The following is an 18574-nucleotide window of genomic DNA, read 5'->3' on the forward strand; positions in this document are numbered from 1 at the left end:
GGTGGTCCCTTGAAGGGTGTTCCCTCTCCCCTGTGGGGAGAGGGGAGGGTGAGGGGGTTGCGCGTGGTGGTGTGTTCGGCAAAAGCGCAACCCCCTCACCCCAACCCTCTCCCCAGGGGGGAGAGGGGGGTATCGTTCTTTTTTCCATCGGCCACCGCCGCCGGCCGGGCGGCGGCCATGATGGCGGCGATGGCGCCGGCCTGCGGGCAGTCGGCCATGTCCTCCAGCGCGAGGCGCAGCTTGCGGCGCCAGTTGGGGTACTGGTCCACCGTGCCGGGCAGGTTCACCTGCTCCAGCTCGGCGGTCAGGTCGTCCATCTGGACCATGGCGATGGCCGAGCCGGTGCGGGCCAGGAAGGCGTGCACCGCGTGGCCGAGCGCTTCGCTGTAGGGGCTGTCGGGGCCGAAGCTGGCGGGCAGCGGCAGGTAGGCGTCGGCGAGCGCTTCCAGCAGGCGGGCGCGTTCGGCCTTGCGGCGGTCGCGCTGGCGCTCCGCCTCGCCTTCGGCGGGGTAGAGTCCGCGCTCCTCCTTCAGCGTGATGTCGTGCCCCTCCCACCAGCCGCGCAGCGTGGCGAGGTCGTGGCTGCCCACCGTGGCGAGCGCCGCGTAGGGGTAGTCGTCGGGGCCGCGGAACCCGCCGTCCTCGGTCCATTCGAAGAACATCACCCGGTAACTCAGGACACCCGCCTCCGCCATGCGCTCGCGGAATCCTTCGGGCACGGTGCCCAGATCCTCGCCGACGACGAGGCAACGGTTGCGCTGGCTCTCCAGGGCCAGGATTCCGAGGAGGTCGTCCATCGGGTAGGCGACGTAGGCCCCTTCGGAGGGCGGGTGCCCTTCCGGTATCCAGTAGACGTGCTGGAGCGCCATGGCGTGGTCGATGCGCAGCGCTCCGGCGTGGCGCATGTTGGCGCGCAGAAGCTCGATGAAGCGGGCGTAGCCGCCCTCGCGCAGCGCGTGGGGGTGGAAGGGCGGCAGGCCCCAGTCCTGCCCGGCCGGGTTGAACAGGTCGGGCGGGGCGCCGACATGGGCCTGCGCCACCACCACATGCGGGTCGGCCCAGGTCTCCGCCCCGCCGCTGTCCGCACCCACGGCGAGGTCGCGGAAGAAGCCGACGGCCATGCCGCGCTCCCGCGCCCGCTCCGCCGCCGCCTGCAACTGGCTGTCGGCCAGCCATTGCAGCCAGACGAAGAAGTCGATGCGCTTCCGCTGCTCCTCGGCGAAGCGGCGGACGGCGGGGGAGGTGGCGTCCCGATACTCCTCCGGCCAGCGACGCCAGTCGGGCGTGCCGTCCTTGGCGAAACGCTCGCGAAGGGCCTGGAAGGTGCAGAAGCGGTCCAGCCCCTCGCCCAGCTCGGCCCGGAAGGCGGCGAGCGCCCGTCGCCGCTCCGCGCTGCCCTCGGTCTGGAAATGGGCGAACAGCCGTTCCAGGACCGGCAGCTTCAGCGCCGCCACGGCGGCGTAATCGACCAGCGGGGCGGCCCCCGCCGCCTGCACCGCGCTGAGGAAGCTCTCGTCCGCGATCAGGTCGCGGGTCTCGGCGCAGCCCATCAGCTCCGGCACCGCCAGCACGTCGATGTAGAGCGGGTTGAGGAACAGCCGGCTCGCCGGGGAATAGGGGCTGGCCTGATCGGGTTGGTCGAGGAACAGGGCGTGCAGCGGGTTCAGCCCGACGATGCCCGCCCCGCGCGCCGCCGCCATCTCCGCGACGTTGACGAGGTCGCCGAAGTCGCCGATTCCCCAATCCCCGGCGCAGCGCAGGGCGTAGAGCTGGACCGACAGGCCCCAGATCCGCTCGCCCATCTGGAGCGGGGCGGGCAGATGGCAGGTGGCGGGGGCGGCGATCACCGTCGTCTCCAGGCTGGGATGTTCCGCCCGCAGGCCGTCGACGTCCAGCCGCAGCCGGTGGTAGCCGGGCGCCGGAGCCGCGCCGAGGTCGAGGCGGCGCACCTCGAAGCGCTGTTCACCCATGCCGGCCTTGCGGACCAGCGGCAGGTCGCCGAAATCGGCCTCGCCGCTGCGGTCGCCCCCGCCCTCCAGCGTCAGGGTCCAGCGCAGCGTCCCGCTGCCTTCCGGCAGGGTGACGGTGACGGCGAAGGGCGGGCGGTCGATGCGCAGCACCGCCACCGGCGGCAGGGGGCGGGACAGCTCGCGCCGCTCCAGCGCCGCCAACGCCTCCTCCGGGTCGTCGGCGTCGACCTCCATGGCGGCGAGCAGGGCGCGGATGGTGCCCTCCGACGCCTGGATGGTCTCGCCCGACGCGCCGGTGTAGTGCGTCTCGATCCCCATCCGCTCGCCGAGCCGGTCGAGCGCCGTCGTCTCCTCGATGGTCCACAGGACGGACAACGGCGCCATGGTTCCAGCATCAAGGCCGTCGCCCTCGGTCCACAGAACGCGGCCCACGGCCTCGCCCATGCCATCCACCGGCGTGTCGGACAGGTTGGCGAGGAGATGCAGGCGGCTGCCGTCGCCCAGCCGCCAGGAGACGCGGATGCCCCGCCCGTCGATCACCTCGTGGCTGGACGCTCCGCCGGGCGCGCTCTCCAGCCGCGGCGCGATCTCCTTGCGACGCACCGCCAGGATGCGGCGGTACCAGTCCAGCCACGCGCCGTGCTCACCCCGGTCGCGGTCGTCCCAGTCGAGCTTGGCCGACTGGAAGGTCTCCGGCGCGGTCGGGTCGGGGATGCGGTCGCGCACCGCAGGGTCCTGGAATTCGGGGAACTTGGCGAACTCCTCCCGCCGGCCGTTGCGCACGGCCTCGGCCAACTCGTCGGCGAAGTCGCAGAAGAAGGGGAAGGGGCGATCGGACGCCCATTCCTCGCCCATGAACAGCATCGGGATGCCCGGCCCGAGCAGATAGAGAGAACTCGCCGCCCGCACCGCCTCGGGCCGCGAGAAACGGGTGATGCGGTCCCCGAAGGCGCGGTTGCCAATCTGGTCGTGGTTCTGGATGAAGGTGACGAAGGCGGTCGGCGGCAGATGCGCCGAGGGTTCGCCGCGCGCCTCGCCGCCGCGGTAGGAGGAGGCGTGCCCTTGGAAGGCGAAGCCCTCGGCCATCGCGCGGGCCAGCTTCACCGCGTCGCCGGCGTAGTCGGCGTAATAACCGGCGTCCTCGCCGGACGCCCAGACGTGCAGGCAGTGGTGCAGGTCGTCGTTCCACTGGGCGGTGTGCCAGCGCGGGTCGCCCTCCGGGTGGCGCTCCAGCAGATGGGCTTCGTTCTCGTCGTTCTCCAGAACGAGATGGACGTGGCGGCGGCAGCGCACGGCGTCCTGCACGCGCTCTGCCAGCTCTTGGAGGAACAGCTTGTCGCTGTCGTCGAGGATGGCGTGGACCGCGTCGAAGCGCAGCCCGTCCATGTGGAACTCCTCGATCCAATAGAGCGCGTTGTGGATGAAGTAGTCGCGCACCGTGGCGTTGCGCGGACCGTCCACGTTGATGGCGTCGCCCCAGGGCGTCTTGTGCCGGTCGGTGAAGAAGGCCTTGGCGTAGGCGTGGAGGTAGTTCCCGTCCGGCCCGAAGTGGTTGTAGACGACGTCGAGGAAGACCATCAGCCCCTTGGCGTGGGCGGCGTCGACCAGCGCCTTCAGATCCTCCGGGCGGCCATAGGCGGCGTCCGGGGCGTAGGGCAGCACCCCGTCATAGCCCCAGTTGCGGGCGCCGGGGAAATCGGCCACCGGCAGCAGTTCGATGGCGGTGACGCCAAGCTCCACGAGGTGGTCGAGCTTGTCGATGGCGGCGCGGAAGGTGCCCTCCTCGGTGAAGGTGCCGACGTGAAGCTCGTACAGCACCGTCTCGTGCCACGGGCGGCCGGTCCAGGCGACGTCGGTCCAACGGTAGACGGTGGGGTCGATCACCTCGCTCGGCCCGTGCACGTCCTCCGGCTGGTGGCGGGAGGCCGGGTCGGGCACGCGCAACCCGTCCGGAAGCTCGAACCGGTAGCGGGTGCCCGCCTGGGCCTGGGCGGTGGTCCATTCGAACCAGCCGTCGGCCCGCCGCACCATGGGCAGCAGGGCCTGGGTGTCCTCCAGCCACAGCGACACCTGCTCGGTCCCCGGCGCCCACAGGGTGAAGCGGACGGAGCCGTCGGGTTGCACCTGCGCGCCGAAGGGCATGGCGTGGGCGCGCGCCTCGCCGAGGCGGGTGGCGCCGGGGGCGGCCAGCCCGACCGGGCCGGACGCGCGGTCGGCGACCTCCGGCCCGGCGTCGGCGCCCAGGATGCCGATCGCCCCGGCGAGCGGGATGGCCAGCCAGTCGGGCCGGTTCGCCAGTTCGTAGCCAATCTCGTAGAGCGCCTTCTCCAGCAGGAAGAGTTTCAAAAGCTGCGTAGCGGTGGCCGCGTCGGTGGGCCAGCCCGGGCAATCGCCGATGGCCTCGCGGTAGCCGGCGACGAAGGCGGATGCGGCCTCGCCCTCCCACCAATTCAGCCAGGCGGTGCGGGCGCCGCGCGCCGTCTCGTCCAGGTCGCCGGGCAGGGCGGCCCGCGCCCCGGCGGCGGCGTAGGTGATGGAGCGCAGCATTCCAGCCACGTCGCGCAGGATGCAGTGCTTGGCCCGCCGTTCGGCCAGAGGGCGCATCGGCTCGCCCTCGAAATCGACGATGAACAGGTCGTCCTTGCCGGCCAGCACCTGCCCCAGATGATAGTCGCCGTGCAGGCGCATGGCGTGGAAGGTCCCGCGCGGCGGCGTCAGCGTCTCGATCTGCCGCATCACCGTCGCCTCGCTGTCGGCCAGAGACGCGGCGTAGGGGGCGAGGTCGGCGTTCAGCCGCGGGGCGGCCTCGCGCAGCTGGCCCAGGACGCGGCGGGCGAGTGTGCGGACGCCGTCCGCCCAACCCGTCAGCATGGCGGGGGTCACCGGCTCCGGCGTGAAGGCGTCGCCGCCGCCGGGGGTGGCGAGGGCCCGGTGCATCTCCGCGGTGCGGCGGCCCAGCCGGCGCATGAAGGTCATCAGCGCGACGTCGTCCGCCGTGTCGTCGTCGAAGCGTTCGACGCGCTCCGCCAGGGCGGCGGTGACGTGGCTCCAGGCGTCACGGGCGTCGGGGACCAGCTCCTGCAGGATGCACAGGGTGGCGGCCTCGCCGTCGCCGGTGCGCTCCACCCAGCCGAGCAGGGCGGGGGTGTTGTGGAACTTGGCGACCTCGGTCAGGAAGCGGCCGACCTCCAACTCAGGATGGGTGCCGGATTCCAGCTTGCGCAGGCCCTTCAGGATCGCCGCGTCGCCGACGCGGACGGAGGTGTTGGACTGCTCCACCCCGGTCCAGCGCAGCGCCGCGCCGTTGCCCAACGCGCCCTTCGCGGCGTCGAGGGCGCGGCTTTGCCCGAAGCGCAGGCCCCCGCTCTCCCCGCCCTTGCGGATGCCGTCGAGCAGGGCGCGAACCACCTCCTCGTCGCCGTAGCCGTCGCGCAGGCTGCCCGTCCAGGGGAGCGCGTCGGGGCCGGCGATGGCGAAGGGGTCCGCCGTGTCGGCCTTGCCGTCGTCGCTTTGGCCGCCCCGGTCGAGCACCAGGGGAAGCTGGTAGAGCTGCGGCTCGCGCCCCGGTGCCTCGACCCGCAACAGGCAGAGCTGGGCGGAACCGGAGGCCAGCGGAAGCGGCAGCGCATCGACGATGCGCACGGTGGGCGTGCCGGCGTCCTTTGCGGCGTACCAACGCCGTCCGGTCAGGAAGCCGGGAAGCAGTTTGTCCTGAAGCAGGGACAGGGCCTCGCCCTCGATGGGGCCGGAAAAAACGTTCGATTTGGGCGCTGTCGGCAAGACACGTCTCCCCTGTTGGGCGGCACGGCTCGCACAACAACCGGGGCGGTTCGGTGTTCCTCCCGCCTGACCGTAGGTGGCTAGCCGTCGGACATGCGCGGATGGTGGGGCAGGCGGCCCAGCCGGCCGATCCGTTCGGCCAGTTGCAACGCTTCGACCACGTCGTCGAGCCGCCCGCACTGCATCAGCGTGTGGGCGTGGGTGTTGAGCGCGGCGACGACCGCGCGTTCGTCGGACACGCCGTCGGCCGGGCGCCCGTCGCGGTCGAGGATGACCGCGCCGAGCGCGGCCAACGCCTCCGCCGACAGATTGACGGCGTCGAGCATCGCCGCGTCGTCCTTCTCCGCGGCGTTCAGCACGGGTTCCAGCACCTCGGCGAGCAACCGGGGATTCATGAAGGCACGCTCCTGACGGCATCTGTGCTTTAGAACACTGAAAATGGCCCGTTGTGCCCCCGCCGCAAGCCGATGTCCCGTCAACTGAACGGGTGGTAGAGGGCGCTTACGCTTTCAAAGGCGGTCCGGATTCAGAGGCGCTTTGGAGCGCCTGTTCCCGAAAGCCCGGTGAGGCCTTGTCGGGGTCAGAGCGAAAGCAGGAAGCCGGAAAAAAGGAAAAGCCAGCAACCCGTCAAGGTTGCTGGCTTCATGATGGTGGAGCCAAGGAGGATCGAACTCCTGACCTCTACAATGCCATTGTAGCGCTCTCCCAGCTGAGCTATGGCCCCACTTGTCGATCAGACCAACACAAGAAGTGTTGGTGCGCTTGGAGGGACTCGAACCCCCACGGCCTTTCAGCCACTAGGACCTGAACCTAGCGCGTCTACCAATTCCGCCACAAGCGCATCGTCTGCTCTTTGTCCCGCATCCCTTGGGGCGACGCGGGAGCGCTGATATAGCCGTGCCGCCGTCGGCGCTCAAGCGAAATCTTTCAAGGCCATCATTTTTTCGGGGGAGGGCGTCCGCTCCCTTCGGTGCACTCCGAACACGCCGAACGCTACGACTTCCCCCCTTTCGCGCGGAGCGGGCGCCGTTGCTATCTTCAGCTTGCCCCAAGGGCGTGTGCCTCCCTGTTTTGCACCTCAAGGGCCCGCCGTTCAACCGGACGGCGGGCCGCTTTCTTTTCCGGCGGTCGGGTGCCTTCTACAGCGGAAGACGCTCGCCCTCCGCACCCGTCATGCTGTCCGCCGTCCTTTTGGACTGCTTCGCCATCGCGCGGTCGAGGACGCGGCGGAGCTGGCGCGGCGTCACCGGCTTGCGGACCACTTCCAGCCCGTGCGCGGCGGCGTCCGTCTCGCATTCCGGACCGGCTTCCCCGGTCAGGATCATGGCGGGCACGTCCCATCCGGCCATGGCGCGGACGCGCACCACCGCCTCCGTTCCGACGCGCCCTTCACGCAGGCGGTAGTCGACCAGCATCACGTCGGGCATGCGGTCGTCCGCCTCGACCTTTGCCACGGCCTCGTCGGCGGAGCCGGCAATCAGCACCTCGTACCCCCATTCGCGGAACATGTCGCGCAGCCCCAGCAGGACGATGGCGTCGTCGTCCACCAGCAGGGCGCGCGGGGCGTCGCGGCCGCCGGTGAAGAGGGAGGCGGTCGGTGGCGGCGGCGGCAGCGCCTCCACGGCGGCCAGAGGGACGGTGATGGCGAAGACGGAGCCGCGGCCCGGCTGGGATTTCACCTCCACGGGATGGTCGAGGATCGCCGACAGGCGCTGCACGATGGCGAGCCCGAGCCCGAGGCCGCGCGCCCGGTCCCGCTCCGGGTTGTTGATCTGGTGGAACTCCGCGAAGATCCGGGTCAGCTGGTCGGGCGGGATGCCGATTCCGGTGTCGCTGACCTCGATCCGCGCCAGACCGCCCGGTGCCGTGTCGTCCAGGGTCCGGACGGCGATCTGCACCGCCCCGCGCTCGGTGTACTTGACGGCGTTCTCCAGCAGGTTGCGCACCATGCGGCCCAGCAGCACGCGGTCGCTGCGCACCGTCGCCGTGCGGTCCTGCACGATGCGGAAGGCCAGCTTCTTGCTCTCCAGGATCGGCGCGTAGGAGGCGGCGATCTCATCCAGCAGGCTGTTGAGGGCGAAGGGCTCCACGCGCGGATCGACCGCTCCGGCGTCCAGCCGCGAGACGTCCAGCAGGCTGTCCAGCAGCCCTTTCAGCGTGTCCAGGCCGCGCTCCAGCATGTCCAGGCTGCGCTGCCCCTGCTCGTCGCTGATGAAGCGGTGGAGGATGCCGGTGAACAGGAACATGGACTGCATCGGCTGGCGCAGGTCATGGCTGGCCGCCGCGAGGAATTTCGATTTGGCGCGATTGGCCTCGTCGGCCTCCTCCTTGGCGCGCTGGAGCGCCAGTTCCATCGCCTTGCGCTCGCCGACGTCGCGCAACGTGCAGATCGCCAGCGTTACCCGCCCATCGGGGGCACGGACCGGGGTGGCGCTGACCGACAGGGTCATGGCGCCGCCGTCAGGCCGGGTGTAGGGGAAATCCTCCTGCTCCACCGTCTCGCCCTGCCGCAGGGCGCGGGACAGCGGGCAACGCCCATCGCCGAAGCAGGCGCCGCCGTCGCAGGCCCGCGTGCCGTCGCAGCCGCAGCCGGCGGCGGGCGGCGGCGGTCCGCCGAGCAGGCGAAGCGCCGTGTCGTTGACCTTGACGATCCGCCCGCTCGGCGCCTCCGCCACCAGCAGCCCCGAGGGCAGATGGTCCAGAATGGCCGTCAGCAGGCTGCGCTCCGCCTCCAGTTGCCGGGTCAGGAGCGTGCGCTCGTCCTCCAGGCGCCGGCGCTCCGTGGCGTCCCGGAAGTAGAGAGCCAATCCCTTGCGCGAGGGGAAGGCGCGGACGGCGAACCAGACGCCGCTGCGCGGCCCCCGCGTCTCGAACTCCACCGCTTCGCGGCTCTCCATGGCCTGCTGCAGGGTCCGCCCGGACTCGCCGGCCATCAGTTCCGCGAAGGCTTGGCGTCCGTTCCGGCCGATGGAGTCCCCGGAATCGGGCAGCAGGGTCCGTGCCCGCTCGTTGACGAAGACGACCCGCCAGGACCGGTCGAGTTCGGCCACGGCGTCCGTCGTGCTCTCCAGGACCGACGCCTTGTCGACCACCGTTTCCAGCATCCGTTCGCGCACGCGCAGGAACTGCCGCATGCCCCAGGCGGCGCCCAGGCAGGTCAGCAAGAGCACGCCGCCGAACAGAGCCAGCGAAAAGAGCATGGCGTCCCGGACCGGTTGCATCGCGGCGTCGCGGTCGATCCCGATGGCGATCATCGATTCGCGGGTGCCGGTGTCCAGGGGGGCGGACACCACCATCCGCTCCGTTCCGCCGATGTCGAAGACGGCCGCCGACCGTGTTCCCCGCGCCGCATGCATGGCCTGGAGCATGGCTGTGGGCAGGGGCTGACCGATGGCGTCGGGCGTCTCCGGGAGGCGGGCCACCGCGTGGCCCTGGCGGTCGGCGATCACAATCTCCATGCCCGGAGGCAGGGGGCGGCTGCCCAGATTCTCTTCGAGCCAGCGGGCGTCGAGAAGCACCGTCACCACGCCGCCCGGCCCGCCGGCCGGCGCTGGGTAGGCCAGCCGGAAGGGCAGGATGGGGCGCCGGTTGGGATCGCGCAGCCCGTACTCCCCCGTCGTCAAGGCGCCGGTGGTCAGCGCGTTCTGGAAGGTGCGGATGCCGCCGAGATTGACGCCCAGCGAAACCGGATCGGTCGCGCACCACACCCGGCCTTCCCGGTCGGCCACCTCAACCGACAGATAGGCGGGATAACGGGCGCGCAGCCGGTCCATGGTCGGCTGGCAGTCCGGCGCTCCGGCCTGCGGCACGCCGGACTCGACGATGGTCGCCAGCACCTGCCGCGCCTCCGCGGCGATGCGCTGCTGCTCGGCGTCCAGCAGGTCGAGAAGGCGCAGGGTGTCGTTCCGCACCTCGTTCTCCCGATCTTGCCGCAAGCTGTGCTGCGTCATGAACTGGAGCGCCGCGAGCGGCACCACGGCCGCCACGAGCAAGAGAAACAGACGCAGATAATGGGGCATCGCCAAGAGAATCTGATGAAGGAGAGCCGCCACCCTTGCGCCCGGACAGGCCGAACCGGCGCAGGCGGCAGCCGGAACAGGGCCGTCGGCGGTGGATGTTCTTCAAACTCCACCAGGTGTTCATGCCACATGGGGGCGGAGATGCAACGACTAACGGGCCGGATAACTCCATTTTGCTTCGGAACCGGGGTGCTCCTCAACGGTGCCGAAGAAGGAAGCCGGCCAGCGCGCAGTGCAAGGTGGTCACGACGGCGCTCAGGGGCGTCGGATCATGACATCACCGTCACCAGAAAGGCGAGCGCGCTCGCAACCATCAACGAATCGGACGTGACCATGGGCATCGCCTCTCCCACAGGCATCTCGTTTGGCACGCAGGCCTGAGCCCGATGCGTCTGGACTTCGCCATAAGTAACCGCTCCGAGCAAAGCTGGGTCCCATGCGCAACGAAGAATTTTCATGGCGCCTCTCGCATTCGCGTAATATTTCTCTGTTGTAATAGGTGCCCCCACCACCGTCCTTCCGCGTGAGCCGACCATGCCGTGGAGCCGTACCCCCTCCTACCAGGCCATCACCTTGCTGCGCCGGCACAGCCGGGAATGCCGCGGGTTGGAAACCCGTGAGTATCTGGTCGCCGTTGAGCGCCGAATGGTCGAACTCATCGACCTGGAGCGGCGGGAGACCCGGGACCGGGCGGCGGCGGCGATCCATCAAGCGGCGGAGTGACCTGAGCGTTCGTCATATTTCAAAACGGTAACGTAGTAAGCCGCTCCTGAAACACAACCGACACAGATCGGTGTTAAAGGCCAAAGTGTCGTTCATTGACACGAGGCCGCCGCGTTCATGGCTTTCCCGACCGAAATGGCCGGCAACGATGGTGCCGACGGCAGGGAGGGTTGCGACGTCGCCCTTTGCACCGTCCCCGCCGAGTCCATCCACAGCCGCATCCGCCGCGTCCATCAGCGCGCCACGGCGATGCTGAGCGATGCGTTGACCGATTTCAACCTGACGGCGCCGCAATGGGCGGCGCTGGCGGCCCTGCACCAGCATGGGCCGATGTCGCAGATCGAACTGGGCCGCAGCATCGCAATGGACCCCGCCACCATGCAGGGGGTGGTGGTGCGGCTGATCGACCGCGGCTATCTCCTGCGCAGCCCCGACAGCCTGGATCGTCGCCGCAACCTCGTCAGGCTGGCCGACAGCGGGCGCCGGGTGGTGGAGGCGGCCGGACCGGCCATCGCGCGGGCGGAGGCCGAATTGACCGGGCGCCTGTCCGCGGACGAACGGCACCGGCTGGCCGATCTGCTGGCCCGCCTGGGTGCGTGAAACCGGGCGTTGCGGCTGAAACGGTGGGTGGAGCCAATGGTCCGGGTTAGCCCAAGTTATGCACATTCACCTGAACGCCGTGCTTGACTCTGCGAATGTTGCTTTTTTGTTTTTCCGGACCCGTTTGGAACCGTCAAAACCCACAAAAGCCGGGCAATTCCGCCATTTCAGCAGTGCCTGAAATTTAGGCAATTTGGTCAGGGCCGTGGATTCACGGCCATGCTCACAGGTTGCCCCCGGATTCGCTCACAGAGTTACCCACAGCTTCTGGGGATATCCCGATATTGCGGATAGAGTTGCCTGCTCGCAGCCCGTTCCGTCAGCCGATCACCCGCCATTGCCCGTCGGGGTCCAGACAGGCGGTTCCGACCAGCGTCGCAGGGCGTCCGCCGACGACGCCGGGCATCTGGAAATCGCGGCAATAGCGTCCGCCGGGGCCGAGATAGGTGGGTGAGGTCCGGGTGGCCAGCGGTGCTGCCGGGACGGGCTGGGGAACCGGTACATAGACCACGGGCGGATAGATTGCGGGCGGCGGTGGAACATAGACGGGGGGCGGAAAGCCGAAGGCCAGCGGCAGCGAAATGCTGAAGCCGAAGAAATTCCCTCCATGCCAGCCGCCGGCGAACACCGGAGCCGGGATCATCAGAAGGACGGGAAGGAGCAGCGCGCACAGCCGCGCTGAAGCCGGGAAGGGGATCATGGCACACCTCCGCCGCGGCGCGGGACGGGGCGCCGCCGTAAGAAAGATGGGTACGAAAAAAGGCGCCGTCGAGACGGCGCCTTTTCTGCGTTCTCAGAAGCGTGGCCCTGCGCGACGCCGTCACATCGCCGTGCGGACGGCCTCGGCCCCGTTGCGCGTGTCGGCGGCGCGGGCCGGGGTGGTCGTGGAGGAGGACTGGGCGGGCGCCGGGGCCGGCTGCGGGGCGGCGGCCGGGGTCGGGCGGACGGGCTTCGGCTCGACCCGGCGCGGGGCCGAGACGGTTCCCGCGGCGGCGGGGGCCTGGCTGGCCGACGGAGCGGACGAGCTGGTCGGCACGTCGTCGTAGATGCCCGGATGGACCCGCACGGTGCCGTCCGTCTCCACCGTGGAGGTCCAGTAGACGAAGCGGACCGGGACGGCGTTGGGCAGGGAGACCGTCTTGGTCTTGCCGCTGTCGAGCTGCCGCTCGATCGCCGCGGAATCGAGCTTGGCGGGGCGCAGCAGGGTTTCCGCGACCATCCGCGCGTCGGCCAGCCGCACGCAGCCGGAGCTGGCGGCGCGCAGGTCGCGCTCGAACAGCCGCGGATCGTTGGTGCCGTGCAGGAAGATGCCGTCGCCGTTGGTCAGGTTGAAGCGGAAGCGGCCGAGGGCATTGTCGTCGCCGGGCTTCTGGACGATGCGGATGCGCTCCGGCGTCACCTGCCACCAGTTGATGCTCTCCGGCACCACCTCGACCCCGTCCAGATAGACGACGGCGTCCTTGATCCCGGTGTTGCCCTTCTTGCGCAGCACCGGCAGCTTGTCCTCGACCAGAACGGTCGGCGGCACGGTCCAGGTGGGGTTGATCGTCACGCTGGTGACGCGGTCCTGGAGCAGCGGGGTTTGGCGCGACGGGCGGCCGACCACGGCGCGCATGGTGAAGTTCAGCTTGCCGCGTTCGATGTAGGTCACGGTCTGGCTGGGCAGGTTGACCAGGATCACCGTGTCCGGAACCGACGCCTGGAAGGCGCGCATCGACGCCGTGGCGCCGCGCATCAGCTTGGCGGCCTCCTTGGGCGTGCGGTCGAGCGCCTGGCGCGTGACCTCGCCGACCTTTCCGTCTTGCATCAGCCCTTCGGACAGCTGGAAGGCGCGGACCGCCACTTCGAGAGAGTCGTCGAAGGTCTCGGTCCACTGCTCCTGGTTCAGGAAGCCCAGCTCGATCAGCCGGGTGGACAGGCGGCCGACCCGGTCGGCGGTGCGTGCCCGCACCTGAATGGTCAGGGCCGGTGGCGGAGGCAGCACCTCCACCACCGTGCCGGGCGTCGCCGCTCCGCCGAGCGCGTTGCCGGGCGTCGCCGACGGATCGGCCTGAGGGATCGGTTCGGCGGGCGGCGTCACGACGATCGTCGGCACCGCCCCGGCGGCGGGGGCGGTGCCCTCCGGCACGTCGGACGGGCGAACGGGGCCGGGGGCCACCACGTCGACCATGCCGCCGTCGCCCTTTTTCAGGACGGAGCCATAGCCCACACGCGTTTGCTGCACGCGGGGCATGGCCTCCAGTTCGGTGGCGCGCTGATCGATCCGCGCGATCCAGGTTCCCACGACATCCCGGCCCGTGGAAGAAGTGCCCGTAGCGGTGGACGGCGCGGCCTGCGCGGGCAGGGCGAGCAGCCCGGCGAGGAGGCACGCCGCCACCCTCGCTCCGAGGGCGGGCCGGGCGCAGGTGCGAATGGTCGTCAGCATAATCGAAGCATCCCACGCGGCGATGAACAGACGGCTAACGAAAGGCTCTGTCCATACGTGAGGTCGCACGGACGACACGCGGGAACCAGCGCCCTTTCGGCATAAGACATCTGCCGTCCGCGGCGGCGCGGCACAAGTGACATCGCGCCCGATGAGGCTTCTGTGCCACAATGTGCACAGCAGCGTTGCCGCTGCGACACAGGCAATGGGAGAGGGCCGTCCGGCTATTGGTAAATGGCCCCGCTCACGCAGGGACCGCAAAATCACACAAGGCGCCAGAGATTCGACACATTTTTTGTTAACCGCTTTCAGGGTACAGGAGGCGACCATCTCTCCATCCGGTCGCCATCATGCCGCGTTCGCCGTACGGTTTCGTCCTGCCGCTGCTTCTATCCCTGGCCGTCGCCACGCCTGTCGCCTTCGACCCTGCGGACGCCCTCGCCAAGGCGGCCCAGGAGACGGTGCGCAAGCAGGCGCCCAAGCCCTCCGCCAAGACGGCCGCTCAGAAAGCCGCGTCCCCGAAGACCGCGGCGAAGCCCGCCGCCGTCCGGACCGTGCACAAGGCAGCCGTCCACAAATCGGCCACCCACAAGGCCGCCGTCCGCAAGGCCGCCGTCCACCGCACGGGCAAGGCGCGACGCGCGGGCCGCGTCGCCGCCGGGGCCGCCGCCGGCACCGTGGCGGGCGCCGCCGTCTTCCGTCCGGTGCACGCCTACGTGCTGATGGACGCGCAGTCGGGCCGGGTCCTCGATTCGGAGAACGCCGACACGCTGACCTACCCGGCGTCGCTGACCAAGATGATGACCCTGCTCCTGACCTTCGAGGCGCTGGAGCGGGGCACGCTGCGGCTGGACCAGGAACTGCCGGTGTCGCGCCACGCCACCAACCAGAAGCCGTCGCGCCTGAACCTTGCCGTCGGCTCGACCATCCGGGTGGAGGACGCGATCCTCGCCCTGACGGTGAAGTCGGCCAACGACGTCGCCGTCGTGCTGGCGGAGGCCCTGGGCGGCAGCGAGGAGCAGTTCGCCGAGATGATGACGGCCAAGGCGCAGGCGCTGGGCATGACCAGCACCACCTTCCGCAATGCCTCCGGCCTGCCGCACAAGGAGCAGCGCACCACCGCCCGCGACATGGCCCGCCTGTCGCGCGCCGTCGTGTCCCGCCCGGCGCGGGAATACGCCTATTTCTCGCGCACGCGCTTCGACTGGAACGGCACGGTGGTCCCCGGCCACAACAGACTGCTCGGCCGGGTCGATGGCTACGACGGCATCAAGACGGGCTTCATCAATCTCAGCGGCTTCAATCTCGCCGGCAGCGCCAGCCGCAACGGCCAGCGGCTGGTCGCCGTCGTGCTGGGCGGCACCACCGCCGCCTCCCGCGACCGCGAGGTCGCCGAGCTGCTGGAGCAGGGCTTCGGCGCCGCGCCGCCCAAGCAGACGGTGGCCGTCACCGACGTGAAGGCCGTCCGCTGAACATTTTTCAGGGGGCCGCCGGCCGCTTGCGGTCGGCATGGCCCAGGGGCTTGTCGGGAGCGATGTGGTCGCGCACCCGCTGCTTCAGTTCGGTGATGTCGGGGAAACGGCCCTCCTCCTTGCGCGACCAGACCACAGCCGCGCCGTTCCGCACCTCGAAGATCCCCCCTGTGCCGGGCATCAGGGTGACGCCACCCAGTTCGTCCTCGAAGGTGGTCAGAAGCTCCTGCGCCATCCAGGCGGCGCGCAGCATCCAGCGGCACTGGCGGCAATATTCGATCTGAAGGATGGGCCGGTCGGGGGCTTCGCTGGTCACGGTCCGCGCTCCTGTCGCTTGGGCTGTCGTCCGTAAGGGTGCTGCCGAACGGCCTGTCTTCCAAGCCCTTCGCGCGATTCCGTTCGAAGAGGGGGCGCTGCGGCCTCCCCACAGAGCGGTATCGCCAAAGACGCTTTGCCTCGTGGCCCTCTCAAGCGTTTTGCTGGAGCCGGAGAAACGAGGTGGGGCATGTCGGTCTACACAGCCAAGCGTTTGTGGAGCGAGGAGACGGGCTGCGGATTCTGTATGCGGTCGGAAACCGGCGCCCTGTGGTGCCGTGGCCTCTGCCGTGACATCTCCCTCGCCGAGCTGGTCCACCGCGTCCACGCGGTCCGTGACAACGCCATGCGGCTGGAGGTGTCCTCCCTGCTGGTGACGAAACCGACGCCGCTGCGCGCCGTGCCCGGCGACGAGGATGCTCCCGCCGCCCGCGCCGCCCAACGCCGCGGCGCGGCGGTGGACAGCATGGTCAGCAGCCTGCACTGCCTGCGCAGGAGCGCCAACGCCGTGGCGCGCTCCGCCGAACGGCTGGAGGCCACCCGCAACGCGCTGGCCGTCGGCAAGGAGGAATTCGCCCCCGTCGACCCTCCCTCCGCGGGGCGTCCCCTTTCCCTGAGCCGCCTCTATCGGGTATGACGCTCAAGACCGTCCGGAACGCCACCGTCACGCGGCTGTCATGGTTCTGGCGTAAACAAGGGCCTTCGTCCGCATACCGGGGCACTCCAATGGGGTTCCGGACCGGCGGAGACGACCAGAGAGGGAAACGGGAGACATGAAGGCCAAGCGCACACACCTCGCCGCGGCGTTCGCCGCCATCGGGACGACCATCGCCGCCGGCGCGCTTCTGCTGGCCTTGCCCGTCCAGGCCGCCGCCCAGGCCGCCACCGGCAAGCCGGCCGGCAAGCTGGTGCTCTACACCTCGCAGCTCGAAGCCGACGCGAAGCAGACGGTGGACGCCTTCAAGGCCAAGAACCCCGGCGTCGAGGTCGAGTGGGTCCGCAGCGGCACGACCGAGTTGATGAACAAGCTCCGTGCCGAGATCGCCGCGGGCAGCCCGCAGGCCGACCTGCTGCTGATCGCCGACGCGGTGACCATGGAGTCGCTGAAGGCGGAGAAGCGCCTGCTGGCTTACAAGGACGCGCCGGTCCAGGGCTACCGCCCCGGCACCCATGATCCGGACGGCACGTGGTTCGCCACCAAGCTGATCACCACCGGCATCGCCTACAACACGGCGGCGCCGATGAAACCCTCCTCCTGGCTCGACCTGCTGAAGCCGGAGGCCAAGGGCACCACCGTGATGCCCAGCCCGCTCTATTCCGGCGCCGCGGCCATCCACATGGCCGCCGTGAAGGAGCAGCCGGACCTCGGCATGGCCTTCTACGAGAAGCTCCAGGCCAACGGCACCACCGCGGCCAAGGGCAACGGCGGCATCCTGAAGTCGGTGGCCAGCGGCGAGAAGCTGTACGGCGTCATCGTCGACTATCTGCCGATCCGCGAGCAGGCCAAGGGCGCCCCCGTCGCCTTCGTTTTCCCCAAGGAGGGCGTCAGCGCGGTGACCGAGCCGGTCGCCATCCTGAACACCAGCAAGAATCCCGACGCCGCCAAGGCCTTCATCGCCTTTCTGCTGAGCAAGGAGGGTCAGGAGCTGGCCTCCCGCCAGGGCTTCCTGCCGGCGCTGCCGGGGGTGGCGCCGCCGGCCGGCTTCCCGGACACCTCCTTCATCTCGCTGATGCCCTATGACCCGGCCAAGGCCCTGAAGGACGACGAGGCCAACAAGAAGGACTTCGCCGACCTGTTCGGCGGATAAGAATGAGTCTTGCCACACTCAGCGACCGGCGGCCCTTCCGCGCCGCCGGTCGTTTTTCCGTTTCCGGGGCGCCGCTGCTGTTCGCGCTGGCCGGGCTGATCGTCCTGCTGCCGATCCTGCGGCTGGTGTGGGAGGTCGCCGGGCCGATGGCGGCGGGCGACCTGACGGCGCTGACCCGCGTGCTGGCGTCCAAGATGACGTGGCGCGCCACCGGGAACAGCGTCGCCATCGCGGCCGGGGCCACGGTCGTGGCGGCGGCGCTCGGCGTGCCCTTCGCGCTGCTCTGCGGCATGACCGACCTCCGGGGCAAGACGGCGCTGGCCTTCTGCCTGATCCTGCCGCTGATGATTCCGGCGCAGATCGTGGCCTTGTCGTGGATTCACCTCGCCGGGTCGGGCAGCCCGCTGCTGAAGCCGCTGGGCCTCGCCCCGGCGCCGGGCACGCCGAACCCGGTCTATTCCTCCGCCGGGATGATCCTGGTGATGGGGATCGAGCACGCGCCGCTGGTCTTCCTGGCGCTGCGCGCCGCCCTGCGCGCCGTGCCGCGCGATCTGGTCGAGGCGGCGCAGGCGGCCGGTGCCCGGCGCGGGCGGGTGCTGCGCACCATCGTCCTGCCGCTCAGCCTGCCGGGGTTGGCCGCCGGGCTGGCCTTGTCCTTCGTCGCGGCGCTGGGCAATTTCGGGGTTCCGGCGCTGCTCGGCATCCCGGCGGGAATTCCGGTGCTGCCGACGCTGATCTACCGGCGGCTGGCGGGCTTCGGGCCGTCGGTCCTGCCGGAGGTCGCGGTTCTGGCCGTGCTGATCGGCGCCATCGCCTGCGTCGGCATCGCCGCGCAGATGGCCCTCCAGGCGCGGGTGGACGCGCGGGTGATCGGCGGTTCGGCGCCCGCGGCGGTGCTGCGGCTGGGCCGGGCGCGGCGCCCCTTGGAGATCCTCTGCTGGACCGTGGTGGCGCTGATCCTGGCGGCGCCGCTGGCGGCGCTGGCCTCGACCAGCCTGATCCGTGTCTACGGCCTGCCGTTGGGGCCGGAGACGGCGACGCTGGCGCATTATGCGACGGTGCTGGGGCTCGATCAGGTGGGGCGGGCCTTCACCAACTCGTTCGTCCTGTCGGGGGTGGCGGCGCTGCTGCTGATCCTGCTGGCGATTCCGCTGGCCCATGCGATGGCCGGGCCGGGAAAGGGCGGGCGGCTGGTCCGCGCCGTCGGCGTGCTGATCGAGCTGCCGCACGCGGTGCCCGGCGTGGTGCTGGCCATCGGCTGCATCCTGGTCTTCCTGAAGCCGCTGCCGCTGCTGGGCGTCAGCCTTTACGGCACGCTGGGGATCATCCTGGCGGCTTATCTGGCGCGCTTCCTGTCGCTGGCCCTGCGCCCGGCCCAGGCCGCCTGCGCCGCGCTGGACCCGGCGATGGAGGAGGCGGCGCGCGCCTGCGGCGCCGGCCCGCTGCGCCGCCTGCGCACCAT

Annotated in this window: 12 protein-coding genes and 2 tRNA genes; 6 read left to right on the forward strand and 8 right to left on the reverse strand. The window is 70.2% G+C overall.

Going from position 1 to position 18574, the window contains the following annotated elements; genetic code table 11:
- Positions 1-95 precede the first annotated feature (95 nt).
- From treZ to AC1DVI_RS28865, 5 genes are all read right to left on the reverse strand, one after another.
- On the reverse strand, positions 96-5750 hold the full coding sequence (treZ, locus tag AC1DVI_RS28845) for a malto-oligosyltrehalose trehalohydrolase (protein WP_476960893.1): 5655 nt from the start codon (positions 5748-5750) through the stop codon (positions 96-98).
- Between the two features lie 80 nt (positions 5751-5830).
- Positions 5831-6145 (reverse strand): hypothetical protein, encoded by a 315-nt coding sequence (locus tag AC1DVI_RS28850; protein WP_035677092.1) that lies wholly within the window; start codon positions 6143-6145, stop codon positions 5831-5833.
- Between the two features lie 253 nt (positions 6146-6398).
- Positions 6399-6474, reverse strand: a tRNA-Ala gene (locus AC1DVI_RS28855).
- A 30-nt stretch (positions 6475-6504) separates the two neighbouring features.
- Positions 6505-6591 (reverse strand) — tRNA-Leu (locus tag AC1DVI_RS28860).
- 298 nt (positions 6592-6889) lie between these two features.
- Positions 6890-9769 carry a hybrid sensor histidine kinase/response regulator gene (locus tag AC1DVI_RS28865; RefSeq protein ID WP_476960894.1) on the reverse strand — a complete coding sequence of 960 codons (2880 nt, stop codon included), beginning with the start codon at positions 9767-9769 and terminating at the stop codon, positions 6890-6892.
- A 534-nt stretch (positions 9770-10303) separates the two neighbouring features.
- Between AC1DVI_RS28865 and AC1DVI_RS28870 the strand changes: the two genes are divergently transcribed.
- Both AC1DVI_RS28870 and AC1DVI_RS28875 read left to right on the forward strand, forming a co-directional pair.
- Positions 10304-10492, forward strand: a complete 189-nt coding sequence (locus tag AC1DVI_RS28870) for a hypothetical protein (RefSeq protein ID WP_476960895.1) — start codon at positions 10304-10306, stop codon at positions 10490-10492.
- A gap of 117 nt (positions 10493-10609) precedes the next feature.
- On the forward strand, positions 10610-11092 hold the full coding sequence (locus AC1DVI_RS28875; protein ID WP_170295963.1) for a MarR family winged helix-turn-helix transcriptional regulator: 483 nt from the start codon (positions 10610-10612) through the stop codon (positions 11090-11092).
- Between the two features lie 319 nt (positions 11093-11411).
- Here the strand turns inward: AC1DVI_RS28875 and AC1DVI_RS28880 are convergent, their stop codons facing one another.
- Both AC1DVI_RS28880 and AC1DVI_RS28885 read right to left on the reverse strand, forming a co-directional pair.
- Positions 11412-11792: a hypothetical protein gene (locus AC1DVI_RS28880; protein ID WP_476960896.1), complete on the reverse strand. Its 381-nt coding sequence runs from the start codon at positions 11790-11792 to the stop codon at positions 11412-11414.
- Between the two features lie 120 nt (positions 11793-11912).
- Entirely contained in the window at positions 11913-13517 is a 1605-nt protein-coding gene (locus tag AC1DVI_RS28885) for a L,D-transpeptidase family protein (protein WP_476960897.1), read from the reverse strand.
- A 350-nt stretch (positions 13518-13867) separates the two neighbouring features.
- On the opposite strand from AC1DVI_RS28885, the gene AC1DVI_RS28890 reads away from it, so the two are divergent.
- Positions 13868-14989, forward strand: coding sequence for a D-alanyl-D-alanine carboxypeptidase family protein (locus AC1DVI_RS28890; RefSeq protein ID WP_476960898.1), 1122 nt, complete (start codon positions 13868-13870; stop codon positions 14987-14989).
- 7 nt (positions 14990-14996) lie between these two features.
- On the opposite strand, the gene AC1DVI_RS28895 is transcribed toward AC1DVI_RS28890, so the two are convergent.
- The gene (locus AC1DVI_RS28895; RefSeq protein WP_476960899.1) at positions 14997-15305 is read right to left on the reverse strand and encodes an Rdx family protein; all 309 of its coding nucleotides are present in this window, start codon (positions 15303-15305) and stop codon (positions 14997-14999) included.
- A gap of 189 nt (positions 15306-15494) precedes the next feature.
- Here AC1DVI_RS28895 and AC1DVI_RS28900 point away from each other — a divergent pair, with 189 nt between their 5' ends.
- From AC1DVI_RS28900 to AC1DVI_RS28910, 3 genes are all read left to right on the forward strand, one after another.
- Positions 15495-15941 (forward strand): hypothetical protein, encoded by a 447-nt coding sequence (locus AC1DVI_RS28900; RefSeq protein ID WP_476960900.1) that lies wholly within the window; start codon positions 15495-15497, stop codon positions 15939-15941.
- Between the two features lie 136 nt (positions 15942-16077).
- Positions 16078-17112: an ABC transporter substrate-binding protein gene (locus tag AC1DVI_RS28905; protein ID WP_476960901.1), complete on the forward strand. Its 1035-nt coding sequence runs from the start codon at positions 16078-16080 to the stop codon at positions 17110-17112.
- Between the two features lie 2 nt (positions 17113-17114).
- Positions 17115-18574 (forward strand): ABC transporter permease (locus AC1DVI_RS28910; protein WP_476960902.1); only part of this gene is annotated, 1460 nt, incomplete at its 3' end.

This window comes from Azospirillum sp. P4_B5 (assembly GCF_056402275.1).

Bases quoted from the DNA above. Each gene is read 5' to 3' on its own strand.
- AC1DVI_RS28850 (WP_035677092.1), bottom strand. From the start codon at position 6,145: ATGAATCCCCGGTTGCTCGCCGAGGTGCTGGAACCCGTGCTGAACGCC.
- AC1DVI_RS28880 (WP_476960896.1), bottom strand. From the start codon at position 11,792: ATGATCCCCTTCCCGGCTTCAGCGCGGCTGTGCGCGCTGCTCCTTCCC.
- AC1DVI_RS28905 (WP_476960901.1), top strand. From the start codon at position 16,078: ATGAAGGCCAAGCGCACACACCTCGCCGCGGCGTTCGCCGCCATCGGG.
- AC1DVI_RS28870 (WP_476960895.1), top strand. From the start codon at position 10,304: ATGCCGTGGAGCCGTACCCCCTCCTACCAGGCCATCACCTTGCTGCGC.
- AC1DVI_RS28875 (WP_170295963.1), top strand. From the start codon at position 10,610: ATGGCTTTCCCGACCGAAATGGCCGGCAACGATGGTGCCGACGGCAGG.
- AC1DVI_RS28885 (WP_476960897.1), bottom strand. From the start codon at position 13,517: ATGCTGACGACCATTCGCACCTGCGCCCGGCCCGCCCTCGGAGCGAGG.
- AC1DVI_RS28900 (WP_476960900.1), top strand. From the start codon at position 15,495: ATGTCGGTCTACACAGCCAAGCGTTTGTGGAGCGAGGAGACGGGCTGC.
- AC1DVI_RS28890 (WP_476960898.1), top strand. From the start codon at position 13,868: ATGCCGCGTTCGCCGTACGGTTTCGTCCTGCCGCTGCTTCTATCCCTG.
- AC1DVI_RS28865 (WP_476960894.1), bottom strand. From the start codon at position 9,769: ATGCCCCATTATCTGCGTCTGTTTCTCTTGCTCGTGGCGGCCGTGGTG.